General features: G+C 61.7%; 13 protein-coding genes. 11 read left to right on the forward strand and 2 right to left on the reverse strand.

Translation table 11 applies throughout. The annotated features are described in order from the left end of the window. Positions 1-82 precede the first annotated feature (82 nt). The 8 genes from AC1Q6J_RS03610 to AC1Q6J_RS03645 all read left to right on the forward strand — a co-directional run bounded on the left by AC1Q6J_RS03610 (position 83) and on the right by AC1Q6J_RS03645 (position 11,074). Positions 83-1,366 carry a nucleotide sugar dehydrogenase gene (locus AC1Q6J_RS03610; protein ID WP_492277966.1) on the forward strand — a complete coding sequence of 428 codons (1,284 nt, stop codon included), beginning with the start codon at positions 83-85 and terminating at the stop codon, positions 1,364-1,366. 19 nt (positions 1,367-1,385) lie between these two features. After that, positions 1,386-2,402: an NAD-dependent epimerase gene (locus tag AC1Q6J_RS03615; protein ID WP_492277967.1), complete on the forward strand. Its 1,017-nt coding sequence runs from the start codon at positions 1,386-1,388 to the stop codon at positions 2,400-2,402. A gap of 24 nt (positions 2,403-2,426) precedes the next feature. Further along, on the forward strand, positions 2,427-3,839 hold the full coding sequence (locus AC1Q6J_RS03620; RefSeq protein ID WP_492277968.1) for a mannose-1-phosphate guanylyltransferase/mannose-6-phosphate isomerase: 1,413 nt from the start codon (positions 2,427-2,429) through the stop codon (positions 3,837-3,839). Between the two features lie 182 nt (positions 3,840-4,021). After that, positions 4,022-5,035 (forward strand): Gfo/Idh/MocA family oxidoreductase, encoded by a 1,014-nt coding sequence (locus AC1Q6J_RS03625; protein ID WP_492277969.1) that lies wholly within the window; start codon positions 4,022-4,024, stop codon positions 5,033-5,035. Between the two features lie 33 nt (positions 5,036-5,068). Beyond that, positions 5,069-6,214 carry a DegT/DnrJ/EryC1/StrS family aminotransferase gene (locus tag AC1Q6J_RS03630; RefSeq protein WP_492277970.1) on the forward strand — a complete coding sequence of 382 codons (1,146 nt, stop codon included), beginning with the start codon at positions 5,069-5,071 and terminating at the stop codon, positions 6,212-6,214. A 248-nt stretch (positions 6,215-6,462) separates the two neighbouring features. Beyond that, positions 6,463-7,992, forward strand: coding sequence for a murein biosynthesis integral membrane protein MurJ (gene murJ / locus AC1Q6J_RS03635; RefSeq protein WP_492277971.1), 1,530 nt, complete (start codon positions 6,463-6,465; stop codon positions 7,990-7,992). Between the two features lie 212 nt (positions 7,993-8,204). After that, the gene (locus tag AC1Q6J_RS03640) at positions 8,205-10,514 is read left to right on the forward strand and encodes a xanthine dehydrogenase family protein molybdopterin-binding subunit (RefSeq protein ID WP_492278155.1); all 2,310 of its coding nucleotides are present in this window, start codon (positions 8,205-8,207) and stop codon (positions 10,512-10,514) included. Positions 10,515-10,624: 110 nt separating this feature from the next. Then, positions 10,625-11,074, forward strand: a complete 450-nt coding sequence (locus AC1Q6J_RS03645; RefSeq protein ID WP_492277972.1) for a c-type cytochrome — start codon at positions 10,625-10,627, stop codon at positions 11,072-11,074. 111 nt (positions 11,075-11,185) lie between these two features. Here the strand turns inward: AC1Q6J_RS03645 and AC1Q6J_RS03650 are convergent, their stop codons facing one another. Further along, the gene (locus AC1Q6J_RS03650; RefSeq protein ID WP_492277973.1) at positions 11,186-11,614 is read right to left on the reverse strand and encodes a CHRD domain-containing protein; all 429 of its coding nucleotides are present in this window, start codon (positions 11,612-11,614) and stop codon (positions 11,186-11,188) included. A gap of 88 nt (positions 11,615-11,702) precedes the next feature. Here AC1Q6J_RS03650 and AC1Q6J_RS03655 point away from each other — a divergent pair, with 88 nt between their 5' ends. After that, positions 11,703-12,620: a c-type cytochrome gene (locus AC1Q6J_RS03655; RefSeq protein ID WP_492277974.1), complete on the forward strand. Its 918-nt coding sequence runs from the start codon at positions 11,703-11,705 to the stop codon at positions 12,618-12,620. Positions 12,621-12,750: 130 nt separating this feature from the next. Then, on the forward strand, positions 12,751-13,728 hold the full coding sequence (locus AC1Q6J_RS03660) for a DMT family transporter (RefSeq protein WP_492277975.1): 978 nt from the start codon (positions 12,751-12,753) through the stop codon (positions 13,726-13,728). Positions 13,729-13,730: 2 nt separating this feature from the next. Here the strand turns inward: AC1Q6J_RS03660 and AC1Q6J_RS03665 are convergent, their stop codons facing one another. Further along, positions 13,731-13,973 carry an Lrp/AsnC ligand binding domain-containing protein gene (locus AC1Q6J_RS03665; protein WP_492277976.1) on the reverse strand — a complete coding sequence of 81 codons (243 nt, stop codon included), beginning with the start codon at positions 13,971-13,973 and terminating at the stop codon, positions 13,731-13,733. 221 nt (positions 13,974-14,194) lie between these two features. On the opposite strand from AC1Q6J_RS03665, the gene thiD reads away from it, so the two are divergent. Next, a complete protein-coding gene (gene thiD / locus AC1Q6J_RS03670) occupies positions 14,195-15,001 on the forward strand; it encodes a bifunctional hydroxymethylpyrimidine kinase/phosphomethylpyrimidine kinase (RefSeq protein ID WP_492277977.1) in 807 nt (268 codons plus the stop codon). Positions 15,002-15,842: the final 841 nt, after the last annotated feature.

A 15,842-nucleotide genomic window follows, 5' to 3' on the forward strand; every position in this document is an offset into this window, starting at 1 on the left:
CACCACACGGCGGCTAAAGAGGGCGGCCTGATCGGGGTATCTGGCGCAGGTGACGCCCATTGAGGCTTGGGGACGGAAACTCGTGACACACGGGCGCAAAATTGCGGTCATTGGACTGGGTTACGTCGGATTGCCGGTCGCGGCGGCGTTCGCCCGTGCCGGGGTTCCGGTGACCGGTTTCGATATCGATCAGAGGCGCATCACCGAACTGTGCGATTTTCACGATCGCACCAACGAGGTCGAGGCGGCTGATTTGCGCCATGCTTCGCTCTCGTTCACGCACGACGTGAGCGCGCTGGCGTCGTCGGATTTCTTTATTGTCACGGTTCCGACGCCAATCGATGACGCGCGCCAGCCTGACCTCGGCGCCATGTTCGCCGCCTCCCGCACGGTAGGTGCGGTGCTCAAGAAGGGTGACATCGTCGTCTATGAATCAACGGTTTATCCGGGGGCCGTCGAAGACGAATGCGTGCCGCTTCTGGAGAAAGCATCCGGTCTCAAGGCGGGATCTGATTTCAAGGTCGGCTACTCGCCCGAGCGCATCAACCCCGGAGACAAGCAACACCGTTTCGAGACCATCATGAAGGTGGTTTCGGCGCAGGACGCGGCAACGCTCGACATCGTCGCCGGCGTTTATGGTTCGGTCGTGACCGCGGGCATCCATCGCGCTCCGTCCATCAAGGTCGCCGAAGCGGCCAAGGTGATCGAGAACACGCAGCGCGATCTGAACATCGCTTTCATGAACGAGCTGTCGTTGATCTTCCAGGCCCTGAATATCGATACCGGCGACGTGCTGGCCGCGGCGCGCACCAAATGGAATTTCATGCCGTTTCAGCCGGGCCTCGTCGGCGGACATTGCATCGGCGTCGATCCCTACTACCTGACCTATCGTGCGGAGAAGGCGGGATATCATCCCGAAGTCATTCTCTCGGGGCGCCGTATCAACGACGGCATGGGCCAGCGCATTGCCCGTGAGTGCATCAGAGGTCTGCTGCGGCGAAAGAGCAGCGGCGGTGTTGTCACAATTCTCGGTCTTACCTTCAAGGAAGATGTGCCGGATACACGCAACTCGCGCGTGATCGATATTATCCGCGAACTGGAGTCGTTCGGCCTCAAGGTGCAGATCAGCGATCCGATGGCGGACCCCACGGACGCCATGCACGAGTATGGTGTGAAGCTGATTGATTCTGATTCGTTACAGCCCGCCGATGCGGTCATCGTGGCGGTCGCCCACAAGGCTTATGTCGATGCGGGATGGCCCATGATCCAGAAGTTGCTGAATGGCGGAAGCGGTCTCGTTCTCGACGTAAAGATGAGGCTTGATCGCGACAGGCTGCCTGCCGGTATCGAGTTGTGGCGCCCTTGATCGCTGGATGGTGAAAAGAATGTCTGATGAGACAATACTTGTTACGGGAGCCGCGGGTTTCATCGGCTTCCACGTCGCGCAGAAGCTCCTGCAAGCCGGCCGCCGTGTCATCGGACTGGACAACGTCAACAGCTACTATGATCCGAAACTGAAGGAAGCGCGCCTCGACGTGCTGAAAAACGATCCGGCTTTCAGTTTCGTCAAGCTCGATCTCGCCGACAGGACCGGCGTGGCGGATTTGTTCAGCACGCACCGCTTTCCGGTCGTTATCCATCTCGCCGCGCAGGCAGGTGTGCGCTATTCGCTCGAAAATCCGCACGCCTATGTGGACGCGAATCTTCAGGGCTTCACGAACATCCTTGAGGGCTGCCGGCACAATGCGTGCCGCCATCTGCTGTACGCATCGTCCTCATCGGTGTATGGCGCCAATACCAAGCTGCCGTTCTCGGTGCATGACAGTGTCGATCACCCCATCAGCCTCTATGCGGCCTCGAAAAAGGCCAACGAACTGATGGCGCATGCGTACAGCCACCTTTACCGCATTCCGTCGACCGGCCTGCGCTTCTTTACCGTATATGGTCCCTGGGGCCGGCCGGACATGGCGATGTTTCTGTTCGCCAAGGCGATCCTTGAGGGGCAACCAATCAAGCTGTTCAATCACGGAAACATGCAGCGCGATTTCACCTACGTCGACGACGTGACGGAAGCCATCGTGCGGCTGATCGATCACGCGCCCAAGGGGGTGGCCAAGGCGCCGGACGCCGCGCCCGACCCTGGGACAAGCGCCGCTCCCTGGCGGGTTTTTAATGTCGGAAACAACCATCCTGAGGAATTGCTCAAGGTTGTGGAGCTTCTCGAAAAGGAGTTCGGACGCACCGCGGTCAAGGACATGCTGCCGATGCAGCCGGGGGATGTGCCTGCCACTTACGCGGACGTCGATGACTTGATGCGCGAGGTTGGTTTCCGCCCTTCCACGACAATCGAAGACGGTATCGCGCGGTTCTCGGCGTGGTATCGCGACTATCATCGGCTGTAAGCCTCTGAAACATTTTGAGGACGCATGAGCGAGCGAATTATTCCACTGATTATGTGCGGCGGCGCAGGCACGCGGCTGTGGCCGGCATCGCGCGAAGGACGTCCAAAGCAATTTCTTCGGCTCTTCGGTGCGAACTCGACCTTTCAGGATACGATGCTGCGCGTGAGCGATCCGAAGCTGTTCGTGCGGCCTGTCGTCATCACCAATGCAGCCTATCGCTTCATGGTGCTCGAACAGCTGAGTGAAATCGGACTCGAAGCGGATATCCTTCTCGAGCCTGCGCGGCGTGATTCCGGCCCCGCGATTGCCGCCGGTGCGGCTTTCGCGCTGACCCGCGACCCGAACGCTGTTGTACTGGCATTGGCCGCGGATCACGTGGTGCGCGACGCCGCCGCTTTCGTCGAGGCATGCCGCAAAGCGCTGAGCGTGGCGAATGCCGGCAGCATCGTCACGTTCGGTGTTCTGCCGGAGCGGCCCGCGACTGAATACGGCTATATCCGGCCCGGGGAGGTTGTTTCCGGCGACGTTCGGAAGGTCGCGAAATTCGTCGAGAAGCCGGACCCCGCGACCGCGGCGGGCTATGTTGCCGACGGCTATCTGTGGAACTGCGGTAACTTCATGTTTCGCGCGCAGATGCTGCTCGATGAATATCGCGGCGTCGATTCCGACAGTGTGAACACGCTCGTCGACGCGGTGACCAATGCCGGCCGCGATCTCGATTTTGTCACGCTTCCGCTCGAGTCGTTCGGGAAGGCGACCCCGATCTCGATCGACTATGCGGTCATGGAAAAAACCACGCAGGCCGCGGTGGTCCCGGTTGATTGCGGCTGGTCCGATGTCGGCTCCTGGCACGCGGTGTGGGAGCTCTCGGACAAGGACGAACACGGCAACGTGGCGCAGGGGCTGACGGTGTTCGAAGACTCGCGCAACTGCAATGTCTCCACCGACAAGGCTCTGGTGGCTCTGGAAGGCGTCGACGATCTTGTTGTGGTGGCGACGCAGGACGCCATTCTGGTGTCCCGCCAGAACGATCCGAATGGCCTGAAGCGGCTGGTCGGCAAGCTGCGAACCGTGGCTCCGCAGGTGACCGAAGACCACATCAAGGTGCATCGGCCGTGGGGGTCATATCAGTCGCTGGATATCGGCGAGCGTCATCAGGTGAAGCGAATTGTCGTGAAGGCGGGCGGCCGCCTGTCACTGCAAAAGCATCATCATCGGTCCGAACACTGGATCGTTGTGCGCGGCACGGCGCTGGTGACGGTCAATGAGCTGCAAAAGATGGTTCACGAGAACGAGTCCATCTACATCCCGATCGGCGCGGTCCATCGCATGGAAAATCCCGGCAAGATTCCGCTGGAACTGATCGAGGTCCAGACCGGCAGTTATCTGGGCGAGGATGACATCATCCGCATCGAGGATGACTACCGGCGCTCGTAGTGCTGGGCGTGTCTGGAAAGATTCCAGCTTTTCAATGAGTTATATCGATGGCCGATGTAATTCTTTGAATCAAAACGTGTAGGGAATCCAGGCTGCTCCGTTCGCCACACATGTGACGGCATGCTAGGACAGCTGCGGGCGAGCGGGCAGCGACTCGTGCCCAGGTTTCAAGGAATCAGATGATGAGTTCGACGGTGTCGACAAAGAATACAGCTGGCAGCGAACGGGTGCTGCGCATCGGCGTCGTTGGCGCAGGCGTTATGGGCACCAATCATGCCCGTGTGCTGGCCGGTCTGCCCGGCGTCGAACTGGTCGGTATTGTCGATCCGCTTCAAGCGCATCGCACGCGCGCATCGCAGATGCTGAGCTGCCCGACATTTGCGACCCTGGAAGAGATGCTGGAAGCCGGGCCCGATGCGGTGACCATCGCCGCGCCGACGCACCTTCACCGCGAAGTCGCGCTCGCCAGCATTGCCCGGAAAATTCACATCCTCGTCGAGAAGCCGATCGCGTCCTCGGTTGAGGAGGGGGACGAGATCGTGACTGCCGCGCGCAATGCCGGTGTGACGCTGATGGTGGGTCATGTCGAGCGGTTCAATCCGGCCGTCGCCGCGATCAAGCAGGCCATCAAGGACGAAGAGATCCTTTCGATAGCCATCACCCGCGTTGGCCCGTTTCCGCCGCGCATGTCGAATGTCGGCGTGGTGATCGATCTTGCCGTTCACGATATCGATCTTATCCGCTGGTTCACTGAATCGGACATCGTCGATGTGCAGCCGCAGCTTGCCAGCGCCGTCGCCGAGCGCGAGGACATCGCGCTGCTTCAGTTCCGCACGGCCTCCGGCGTGCTTGCGCATATCAACACCAACTGGCTGACGCCGTTCAAGGCGCGCAGTGTCACCGTGGCGACGCGCGGCAAGTATGTTCAGGGCGATCTGCTGACGCGGCAGGTGACCGAGTGCTTCGGTTTCCAGCGCGACGGCAGCTACTCGATGCGGCATCTGTCGGTCGGGCATGACGAGCCGCTCCGCGCCGAACTGGTTGCGTTCCTTGACGCGGTTCGGACCGGCAATGCGCCCGCCGTGACGGGTGATGAGGGCGTTGCGAGCCTCGAGATTGCCATCAAGTGTCTCGATGTTCCGGCAGGCTCTATTGCTGCGCCGCTGCGCAAAGGACCTCGCGCCGTCGCAAGCTGACGGCACTCATCTTTTCGAACGGATACGGCACGCATGAACCAGCATTTGCGATCAGAACCCGTGGCTTTTATCGATATCGGCGCACAGCGCCGGCGCCTCGGAACGAAGATCGATGACGCCGTTGCACGTGTGCTGACGCACTGCCAGTTCATCAACGGCCCAGAAGTCACTCAGCTTGAAGCCGATCTGGCGGCGTTCTGCGGCGCCAGGCATGTGGTCGCCTGCGCCAGCGGCACGGATGCGTTGCTGATGGTGCTGATGGCGCAGGGAATCGGCCCCGGCGACGCTGTGATCTGCCCTTCGTTTACATTCTGCGCCACCGGCGAAGTGGTCGCGCTGACCGGCGCGACACCCGTGTTCGTCGATGTCGATGAAGCGACATTCAACATGAATATCGCGTCGCTGAAAAAGGGGATCGCGACGGCTCGCAAGCTTGGCCTCAAGGTGAAAGCCGTGATCCCGGTCGATCTGTTTGGCCAGAGCGCTGACCACGACGCGATTGCCGATGTCGCGAAGGATGAAGGGCTGTTTGTACTCGACGACGCCGCGCAGTCTTTCGGCGCGACGTACAAAGGCCGCCGGCTTGGTACCTTCGGGCTTGCGACAGCGACCAGCTTCTTTCCCGCCAAGCCGCTCGGCTGCTTCGGCGACGGTGGCGCGATTTTCACGGATGATGCCGATCTTGCCGAACGACTCCGCAGCGTGCGCGTGCATGGACAGGGCTCGGAGAAATACGACAATGTCCGTCTCGGCCTCACGGGCCGCCTGGACACCATGCAGGCTGCGATCCTGATCGAGAAGCTGAAGATTTTTCAGGACGAGATCGAAGCGCGCAACAAGGTGGCGACCCGTTATTTCGATGCGCTGCATAACATCGTGACGGCTCCGCGCGTTGCCGACGGCAATACCTCGGTCTGGGCGCAGTACACCATCCGGCTGCCGCGCGGCGGGCGAGATGCCTTCGCCGAGGCGCTCAAGGCCCAGGGCATTCCGACTGCGATCTACTATCCGAAGTCCATGCACCAGCAGACAGCCTACAAGCATTATCCGACCGTGGAGGGCGGGCTGCCGGTCAGCGAGAAGCTGTCCGCCGACGTCATCAGCCTGCCGATGCATGCCTATCTGGATCAGGCCGCGCAGGATCGCGTCATCAAGGCCGTGCGCGACGCGCTGGCGTAAGGCGGCACGCTCGTTCTCTCAGTCGTCATGGCCGGATTTATTCCGGCCATCCACGCCTTTCTTTTTTCTGTCTTTGAAAAAGACGTGGATGCCCGGGACAAGCCCGGGCATGACGAACTCTGGAGACATGCCTGCGTCCTTGCGACGACTACAAAAAGAGGTGGATGGCCGGAATAAATCTGGCCATGACGGGGCAGGTTAGGGCTTCGCCGGTTCGCGATCTGCGATCCATGTTGTAGAAACAGCGGATGCTCGGGCGAATCTTCACCGTCGGCGGCTACACGCTTCTCTCGCGGGTCACGGGCTTCGCGCGCGACATCATGCTCGCCGCGATCCTCGGCGCGGGCCCTCTGGCCGACGCCTTCTTCGTGGCGCTGCGGCTTCCCAATCACTTCCGGGCGATCTTCGCGGAGGGGGCATTCAATGCGGCCTTCGTGCCGGCCTATGCGCATGTCCATGGTGAGCGCGGCGAGGCCTCCGCCCGGCTGTTCGGCGATCGTATCTTTACGCTGCTGTTTGTGTCGCAGCTTGTCTTGCTGGTCGTGGCACTGCTGTTCATGCCGCAGGCGATCTCGATTCTGGCGCCGGGGTTCAGCGATGATCCGGCGCAGCGCCAGCTCGCCATCGAACTCACCCGCATTACGTTTCCCTACCTGCTGCTGATTACGCTGGTGACGCTTTACGGCGGCATGCTCAACGTCATGCATCGTTTTGCCAGCGCCGCGGCGGCGCCGATATTCCTCAACCTGTCAATGATGGCGACGCTGGCGCTCGCCGCGTTCTTTCCCAGCGCCGGACACGCGGCCGCATGGGGCGTGCTGATTTCAGGTTTTCTGCAATACATTCTCCTGGCTGGCGACGCCAGGGTTCATGGCATCCTCCCCAAGTTCACCTCACTGAAATTCGACGAGGATGTGCGTGGATTCTTCCGCGCGCTCGGACCGGCAACGCTCGGTTCGATGGGGACGCAGGTCGCGCTGTTCGCGGATACCATCATCGCGACGTTCCTCGCCGCCGGCGCGTTGTCGGCGCTGTACTATGCGGACCGGCTCAACCAGTTGCCGATCGGGGTCATCGGCATTGCCATCGGCACCGTGTTGCTGCCGGAAATGTCCCGGCGGATCACGGCTGGCGACGACGAAGGTGCGATCGCCTCGCAGCGGCGCGCATTCGATTTCACGCTGCTGTTCTCGGTCCCCTTCGTTGCCGCATTTCTCGTCGTACCTGACGTCATCATGCGCGCCATGTTTGCGCGGGGTGCATTTTCGAAAGCCGATGCGGTTGCCGCCGGTGCGACGCTCGCGGCTTATGCGGTCGGACTCATTCCGTTCGTTTTGATCCGGAGCGCGGTTGCCACCTTCTATGCCCGCAAGGATACGGCGACGCCGGTCAAGGCCGCGCTCACCGGCGTGGCTGTCAATGTGGCCTTGAAAATCGCACTGGTCGGATCGCTGGCGCAGATCGGGCTGGCGCTGGCCACCGCCGCCGGTGCGTGGGTCAATCTGCTGCTCGTTGTCCTGTTCGCGGTGCGCCGCAAGTTTCTCGCATTCGATCGAGCATTCCTGATGTCGCTGGCGAAATTCGCTGTAGCAGGGGTGCTGTTGGCCGCGGCACTGTGGCTCACGTCGCGCTGGTCCGCTTCCCTGCTGGCGAGCCAGACGTCGCTGCGCGATGAAATCGCTCTCGGAATTTTGATCGTGACGGGCGCGATTGTTTACGGCGGCAGTGTGTTGCTGCTGTTCGGAAAGCAATGGCTGGCGCAGCTTATTCGTCGCTGAGGCTGAATGAGTATCGGGGCCGTCACCCTGAGGCGCTCCATGCGCAGCATGGAGCCTCGAAGGGCGACGGCGATCCTTCGAGGCTCGGACTGCGTCCTCGCACCTCAGGATGACGCCGTCGAACGAATCCTCATCAATCTTTCGCCATTTGCGCTTCCTCCCGTTCCGCTGCATGATGGATGTCAGTAACATTCCAGATTGCAGCCGGAGATATCATGGCTCCTGTGAAATTCGGTGTCGGGCAGAGCGTCCTGCGCAAGGAAGACGACGCTCTCATTCGCGGCAAGGGCCGTTATACGGACGACTATACTCCGGCGGCGGCGATGCACGCCCTTGTGCTGCGTTCTCCGCACGCCCACGCGAAATTCAGGATCGATGTATCGCGCGCCCGGGGATTGCCCGGCGTCGCGGCGATTCTCACCGCGGACGACATCAAGGATCTCGGCGGTCTTCCCTGTCTGTTCAACCTGCCCGACGAACCCTTCACCGGCCCTCCGTATCCGATCCTCGCGCGCGACGTCGTGCGGCACGTCGGCGATGCCGTCGCTTTCGTGGTTGCGGAGACCGTCGAGCAGGCACGCGACGCCATTGAGGCCATCGAGGTCGAGTGGACGGCGCTTCCGGCCGCCATCGGTCTGGTCAATGCGGTGAAGAAGGGCGCGCCGCAGGTCTGGCCGGAACATGCGGGTAATGTCCTGTTCGATACGTCCATTGGCGACAAGAAGGCAACGGAAGCGGCTTTCGCGAACGCGCATGCCGTGGCGGAAATCACCATCGTCAATCCGCGCATCATCACCAACTACATGGAAACCCGCGCGGTGGTTTGCGAGTACGACGCGAGGCGCGATCATCTGACGCTGACGGTGGGCAGCCAGGGCAGCCATCGGCTGCGCGACATTCTCTGTCAGAATGTCCTCAAGATTCCTGTCGAGAAGATGCGGGTGATCTGCCCGGATGTCGGCGGCGGATTCGGCACCAAGCTGTTTCCCTACCGCGAATACGCGCTGGCAGCGGTTGCCGCGCGCCAGCTGAAAAAGACGGTGAAATGGACGGCGGAGCGCGCCGACCACTTTGTCGGCGACGCGCAGGGGCGCGATAACGTCACCACCGCGCGCATGGCGTTGGCTGAGGACGGTAAATTCCTCGGCATGGATGTCGACCTGATGGGCGACATGGGTGCCTATCTCTCGACCTTTGGGCCGTACATTCCCCATGGCGGCGCGGGGATGCTGCCGGGTCTGTACGATATTCAGGCATTTTATTGCCGCGTGCGCACGGTATTTACCAACACGGTGCCGGTGGATGCGTATCGCGGCGCCGGACGTCCCGAAGCCGCTTACGTGGTCGAACGACTCGTGGACGCCGCGGCGCGCAAGCTGGGCATGACGCCTGATGCGATCCGCCGCAAGAATTTCATTCCGCCGCGCGCGATGCCGTACAAGACTGCCACCGGCAAGGTCTATGACTCCGGCGACTTCGCCGCGCACATGAAGCGTGCGATGGACGTTGCCGAGTGGAAGGAATTTCCCAGGCGCGCCAAGGCCGCGAAAAAGCAGGGCCTCGTGCGCGGCATCGGTATGGGCACCTATGTCGAAGTGTGCGGCACGATGGGCGAAGAGACGGCGCAGGTGCGGCTCGATCCCGATGGCGATGTCACGATTTTGATCGGCACCCAGTCCAGCGGGCAGGGGCATCAGACCGCGTATGCGCAACTCGTCGCTGAGCAGTTCGGGATCGCCCCCGAGCGCGTCCATATTCATCAGGGCGATACGGACGAGATTCCAACCGGGTTGGGCACCGGCGGCTCAAGTTCGATTCCCTCCGGCGGCGTCAGCGTGGAGCGGGCGACGCGCAAGCTCGGTGCGAATTTGAAAGAGATCGCCGCGGACGCGCTGGAAACAGGCGCAGGTGATCTCGAATTCCGCGATGGGGCGATTCGGATTGTCGGTACCGACCGCACGATCTCGTTCGCCGATCTTGCAAAGCGCGCCGGGTCCGATCCGTCGAAGCTGAGTGCGAGCAGCACGTTCAGCAGCGCCGACGGCACCTATCCGAACGGCACGCATATCGCCGAGGTCGAGATTGATCCATCAACCGGTGTGATCCATGTCGTGAACTACGTCATCGTCGATGATTTCGGCGTGACGCTGAATCCGCTGCTGCTGGCCGGGCAGGTTCACGGCGGCACCATGCAGGGAATCGGACAGGCGCTGATGGAAGCGGCGGTTTACGATGCCGCCGACGGTCAGCTCGTGACCGGCACGTTCATGGATTACGCGCTGCCGCGCGCCGCCGATGGCCCGTCGATCAAGTTCGAAACCCGCAACGTGCCTTGCAAGACCAATCCGCTCGGCGTCAAGGGCGCGGGCGAGGCTGGTGCGATCGGCTCGTGCCCCGCGGTGGTGAACGCGATCATCGACGGGCTCTGGCGCGAATACGGCATCGGTCACATCGACATGCCGGCGACAGCGGAGCGGGTCTGGATGTCGATCGCAAAAAACCGGCGCGAGCACCGGCTGTAAGAAAAATTCCCAGTATCGGAAAAAATGTTGATCTTGCCACACGGCATGCCGAGTGCTGGATATGGACGAGCGTTCTGGAAGTTGTTCGGAAATTCAGGGAAGGAAATCGAATGAAGCGTTTAGTCCTCGCCGGGATTGCGTTGCTGATCGGTGTCAGTGCTGTTGTTGCCCAGCAGGATGTCGCTGAACGGCAGGACAATCTGATGAAAACGATGGCGAGGAGTCTTTACGGAGTACTCGGGCGCACGGTGCGCGGCCAGTCCGCCTACGATCAGGCGGCAATCGATGCGGCTCTCGTCCAGCTCGAACAGAATGTTGGAAAGATTGCGGACGTCTTTGCGATAAACCCGAAGGAAGACGTTTTTGGCGCGGATTATGGATCGTCCCCGAAAATCTGGCAGAACAAGGCCGATTTTGACTCGAAGGTTGCTCCCGTCGCCAAGGTAATCGCGGATGCCAGGAGCAAGGTCAAGGATGCGGATAGTCTGAAGGCCGCTTACGCGGCCATCGACGATCGATGCGGCGGTTGCCATGAAACCTACCGGCTCAAGCTCAAGTAGGGGCAGCCGTTCTCAACGACAAAAACCAGAACGGGGTGATCGCAGCCAGGCGATGCACCCCGTTTCCCAAGTCCTCGTTTGAATGCTCGGATCCGAACCGGACTCTGAAAGCTATTTCGTGACTTGCCCGCGGATCTCGCCACCCTTGTTCGCATCGGTATGAATGTTGATGTACAGTTTTCCAGCCATCAGGTCGGCGGCCTGCGCGTCGGTGAGGGTCGCGCTGCCCTCGGCCCCGCTGGCGGCGTTCTTGAATGGAATCACCACGGGAGCGTTCTTGCCGGCTTCGGCGGGGCCATGAAAATGCGCCATGGTGGCAGGTCCGCTGAGGCCGGAATAGGTGGCCTTCCAGGTCAGCATCTTGCTTGCGGTATCGTATGTCACGTCGGCCGTGCCTTTGCCTGGACTGGTGTTGGGAGGCACCTCGGCGGCACTGGTCAGATTGATCTTCATGCTGATTTTCTCGGCGAAAGCGGGCCCGCTGAGTGCGATGCAGGCGCTCACGGCCAGAGCTCCGAGTGCAAATGCTTTGCTGTTCATCGTTTTCTCCCCTAGTTTTTGGCTTTCCAATACTGATTGAACACTGGCCGAGGCCGTTTAGTTCCTGTCGTTTCCCCAGGGGGCACATATGTTTCGGAAGCTTTTCCTGCTGGCGATCGTTGCGCTTGCCGCTGGCCTGGGAGTGTTGTGGTTCGTCACCGTTCCAGCGGTCGTCTCCGCCGAGGCGCTGCCGGCTTATTCGCCCAACGTCGCCAATGGACAGACCGTCTTCAACGCCGGCGGCTGCGCCTCGTGCCATGCGGTGGCGGGTGAACCGTCCACCATGCTCGGCGGCGGGCTGGCCATTCCATCTCCGTTCGGCACTTTCTATGCGCCGAACATTTCGCCGCACAAGCAGAACGGCATCGGTGACTGGAGCGAAGCGAATTTCGTCACCGCGGTGAAACACGGGACGTCGCCGGCCGGGGCGCATTATTTCCCGTCGTTTCCTTATGGTTCCTACGGGATCGCGATGGATAACGACATTCGCGATCTGTTTGCCTATATCAAAACTTTGCCGCCGCTCTCCGGTCGTCCGCGTCCGCACGACGTGAACTTTCCGTTCAATATCCGCCGCCTCGTGGGCGGATGGAAATTCTTGTTCGTCAATGACAAGCCGTTCACGCCGGATCCGAAACAGTCGGCGGCATGGAATCGCGGCGCTTATCTGGTCAACGGGCTGGGCCACTGCGCGGAATGCCACAGCCCCCGCAATTTCCTCGGCGGCATCGTATCCTCGCAGCGCTTTGCGGGCGGCCCGAATCCGGAGGGCGAGGGATGGGTTCCGAACATCACCCAGAAGGGGCTCAAGAGCTGGACCGAGGAGGACATCGCTTATTTCCTCAAGACAGGTGAACTGCCGCAGGGGGATTCCGCCGGCGGGTCAATGAAGCGTGTCATCAGGAACACGTCGCAGCTAAGCGACGCGGATCGCGCGGCAATGGCGGCTTACCTCAAGTCCCTGCCGGCGGTGGATGGACCGGTGCGGCCCAGGAAGAAAACCTGAGGCGAGCCGGTTCCGGGGCGGTTGGCCGCCTGCATACCCCGGCAAAAAGCCATGTTGGGAGCGGGGTTTCCCGGATCGCCACCCCGTGCTTTGTCGGGCCGAAATTGCCGCAGGATTCCCGTCTTTCTCCATGAATATCGTCAAAGCCGTTTCGTTCAAGATCGCCAGCACCTTGATGTTCGCGGTGATGGGCGCCCAGGTCCGTTATCTTGGCGGAGCCTATCCCGAAGGTCAGGTCGCGTTCTTCCGCTCACTGTTCGCGCTGATCCCGATCCTGGTGGTGTTCGGCTGGCGCGGGCAGCTCAAGGGGGCGCTGCGGACCAACCGGCCATCCGATCATCTTCTGCGCGGCGTCTTCAGCGTCGTCGGGACGTTCTGCACATTTGCGGCGCTGGCCCGGATTCCGATCGCCGACTTCACCGCCATCGCGTTTGCGTCGCCGCTCATTACCGTGGTCTTCGCGGCGCTATTCCTGAAGGAAAAAGTTCACGCCTATCGCTGGTCCGCGGTCGCCTTCGGTTTTTGCGGTGTGATCCTCATGCTGACACCGTATGCCCGCGACCATGCCGCGCTGACGGCATCGATGGCGATTGGCCTGTTGTTCGCGCTGACCAACGCATTCACCGCGGGCGGCGCATCGATCCAGATCCGTCGCTTGACGGCGACCGAGACGACATCGTCCATCGTCATTTTCATGACGCTGCTGGTCTTGCTGGTCTCTCTGCTGACCGCGCCGTTCGGCTGGCGCATGCCGGCCACCTGGCAGGATGTTGCGATCCTCGCCGGGATCGGCATCGCGGGTGGGCTCGGGCAGATTTTCTTCACCGACAGTTACCGGTTCGCACCGGCATCGTTTCTGGCGCCGTTCGATTACACCGCCATGCTGTGGGCGTTTCTGCTCGGCTACTGGTTCTTCGGCGAGGTGCCCACGCTCTACGTGGTGATCGGCGCGGTCGTTGTCGCCAGCGCCGGAATTTTCGTCATCCTGCGCGAACGCTATCTCGGCCTGAAGCGGCTGCGCGACACGCCGGTCGCGGCCATCGCCACCATTGCCGATGACGAGGAAGACCCGGATGCTCCGGTGACGTCAGCGGTGAAGGCGGCCTGACGTCAGACGCCGAACGCCTTGAACGTGATGATGGTGTAGGTGTCCTGGATGCCGGGAATGACCTGGAGCTTCTCGTTGACGAAATGGCCGATGTCGGTCCCGCTGTCGACGTAGAACTTGACCAGCAGATCGTAGTCGCCGGCGGTCGAGTAGATCTCCGAGGCGATCTCGGCCTCGGCGATCGCATTGGCGACTGAATAGGACTGGCCCAGCTTGCATTTGATCTGGACAAAGAAGGGCACCATCGCTGTCTCTCCGGCAGGGCAATATGATCTGTCTTGAAGCGCAATAGAGCCAAATCCGGCCACGGTGGCAAGGCGGCTTGCTGGGCGGTATGCTAAGGGACCAAGGTCTGGTCGGCCGCATTAAATTGTGTCTCGAATGTTGCGGCGAGCGGGGCCTTGCTCCTTCTCCCCGTTGGCGAGAGGTGAGGCGAGGCGGCTTGGTACAAGGGTATAAATAGTTCATGAGCATACCGATTGCGCTCACCATCGCCGGTTCGGATTCGAGCGGCGGCGCCGGGATTCAGGCCGACCTCAAGACGTTCGCAGCGTGCGGTGTTTATGGCGCGTCCGCGATCACCGCACTGACGGCGCAGAACACGAAAGGCGTCACCGGCATCCATGACGTGCCGGCGGATTTCATCACCGCGCAGATCGATGCGGTGTTCAGCGATCTCGACGTCAAGGCCGTCAAGATCGGCATGGTCGCGCAGCGGGGAGCGATCGAGGCCATCGTGGCTGGTCTGGAGCGCTGGGCGCCGAAGCACGTCGTCGTCGATCCGGTTATGGTCGCGACATCCGGCGACCGGCTGCTGTCGCCTGATGCGGTCGATGCCCTGCGGACAAAGCTGTTTCCGCGCGCGAGCCTGATGACCCCGAACCTGCCGGAAGCCGCCGCGCTTCTTGATGAAACCATCGCAGGGAATGAAACCGATATCGAACGTCAGGGCAGGCGGCTCCTGGCGATGGGATGTCCCGCGATCCTGATCAAGGGCGGTCATGGACAAGGCCCGGAGAGCGTCGATTATCTGTTCGGCAAGGACTCGGTCGTTCGGCTCGCTGCCCCCCGCATCGCGACGGCCAATACCCACGGCACCGGCTGCTCGCTGTCGTCGGCGATCGCGGCGGGATTGGCGAAGGGCCATGATCTCGAAACCGCCGTTCGCGAGGCCAAGGCTTACGTCCGCGACGCCATCGCCGCGGCGGACCGGCTTGACGTCGGGCATGGCCACGGGCCGATCCACCATTTCCACGCCCTCGACCGATCTTGATACCCGCAACACACGCGTCACCGTCCCCGCCTGTGCGGGGACGATGATCCGTCATTCCGGGATGCGCCGAAGACGCAGGCCCGGAATCCATGATGCAAGAATCTGGCTGGTGGCCGTGGATTCCGGGCTCGCGCGAAGACGCGCGCCCCGGAATGACGGTGGAAAATATCGAGCGCGCGTAGTCAAGCGTAGCCCGGATGGAGCGCAGCGCAATCCGGGGCCGGGCGCGTTGTTCATCCCGGATTCCGCTTCGCTCCATCCGGGCTACGAAACTTGCGGAGCGCCGTCATCCTAAGGTGCGAGCGCTTGCGCGCCTCGAAGGATGACAGCGCAATTCGCGTGCTTCGCCGTGCATCCTTCGAGGCTCGCCGCAAACGCGGCTCGCACCTCAGGATGACGCGATACTTGACATTCTTTTACATAGGAATATATTCTTTTCGTCCTGGTCGTGAGGGGCGCTTCTCGAGGGCGCTTGTGAAGCGGAGCAGGATGCGGCGCCTGCGCGCGTGGCTCGCACACACGTCGTCCGGGAGGCTGGGGTCAGCGTCCGGGCCAACTACGTGGCTCTGCCTTCAGTGGCTGGACGCGGACAGGCACGAACGCGGCGAAAGCCGCCGGATCGGGGCGTGAAAGCGTCCGTCCTGTCCCGGAAGAACGCTCCCCTCGCCAAAAACCGCCGCCAAATAGCAGTCAAGCTTGCGCAGACTGCGCAAACCTGACTGTGGAGCGCCGTGAGGCGACGCGCTTCCTCATCGCAAGAGGAAGCGAGACAATACATTTGCGCCTCGCGGCGCTCCATGCCCCTCGTTTCAGGGGCGCGAACGAGGCAGGCCTCGCGCGC

It is taken from the genome of Afipia sp. MLSD5-FHT05B12 (assembly GCF_058793355.1).

Bases quoted from the DNA above. Each gene is read 5' to 3' on its own strand.
- thiD (WP_492277977.1), top strand. From the start codon at position 14,195: ATGAGCATACCGATTGCGCTCACCATCGCCGGTTCGGATTCGAGCGGC.
- AC1Q6J_RS03645 (WP_492277972.1), top strand. From the start codon at position 10,625: ATGAAGCGTTTAGTCCTCGCCGGGATTGCGTTGCTGATCGGTGTCAGT.
- AC1Q6J_RS03665 (WP_492277976.1), bottom strand. From the start codon at position 13,973: ATGGTGCCCTTCTTTGTCCAGATCAAATGCAAGCTGGGCCAGTCCTAT.
- AC1Q6J_RS03625 (WP_492277969.1), top strand. From the start codon at position 4,022: ATGAGTTCGACGGTGTCGACAAAGAATACAGCTGGCAGCGAACGGGTG.
- AC1Q6J_RS03650 (WP_492277973.1), bottom strand. From the start codon at position 11,614: ATGAACAGCAAAGCATTTGCACTCGGAGCTCTGGCCGTGAGCGCCTGC.
- murJ (WP_492277971.1), top strand. From the start codon at position 6,463: ATGCTCGGGCGAATCTTCACCGTCGGCGGCTACACGCTTCTCTCGCGG.
- AC1Q6J_RS03615 (WP_492277967.1), top strand. From the start codon at position 1,386: ATGTCTGATGAGACAATACTTGTTACGGGAGCCGCGGGTTTCATCGGC.
- AC1Q6J_RS03620 (WP_492277968.1), top strand. From the start codon at position 2,427: ATGAGCGAGCGAATTATTCCACTGATTATGTGCGGCGGCGCAGGCACG.
- AC1Q6J_RS03660 (WP_492277975.1), top strand. From the start codon at position 12,751: ATGAATATCGTCAAAGCCGTTTCGTTCAAGATCGCCAGCACCTTGATG.
- AC1Q6J_RS03630 (WP_492277970.1), top strand. From the start codon at position 5,069: ATGAACCAGCATTTGCGATCAGAACCCGTGGCTTTTATCGATATCGGC.
- AC1Q6J_RS03655 (WP_492277974.1), top strand. From the start codon at position 11,703: ATGTTTCGGAAGCTTTTCCTGCTGGCGATCGTTGCGCTTGCCGCTGGC.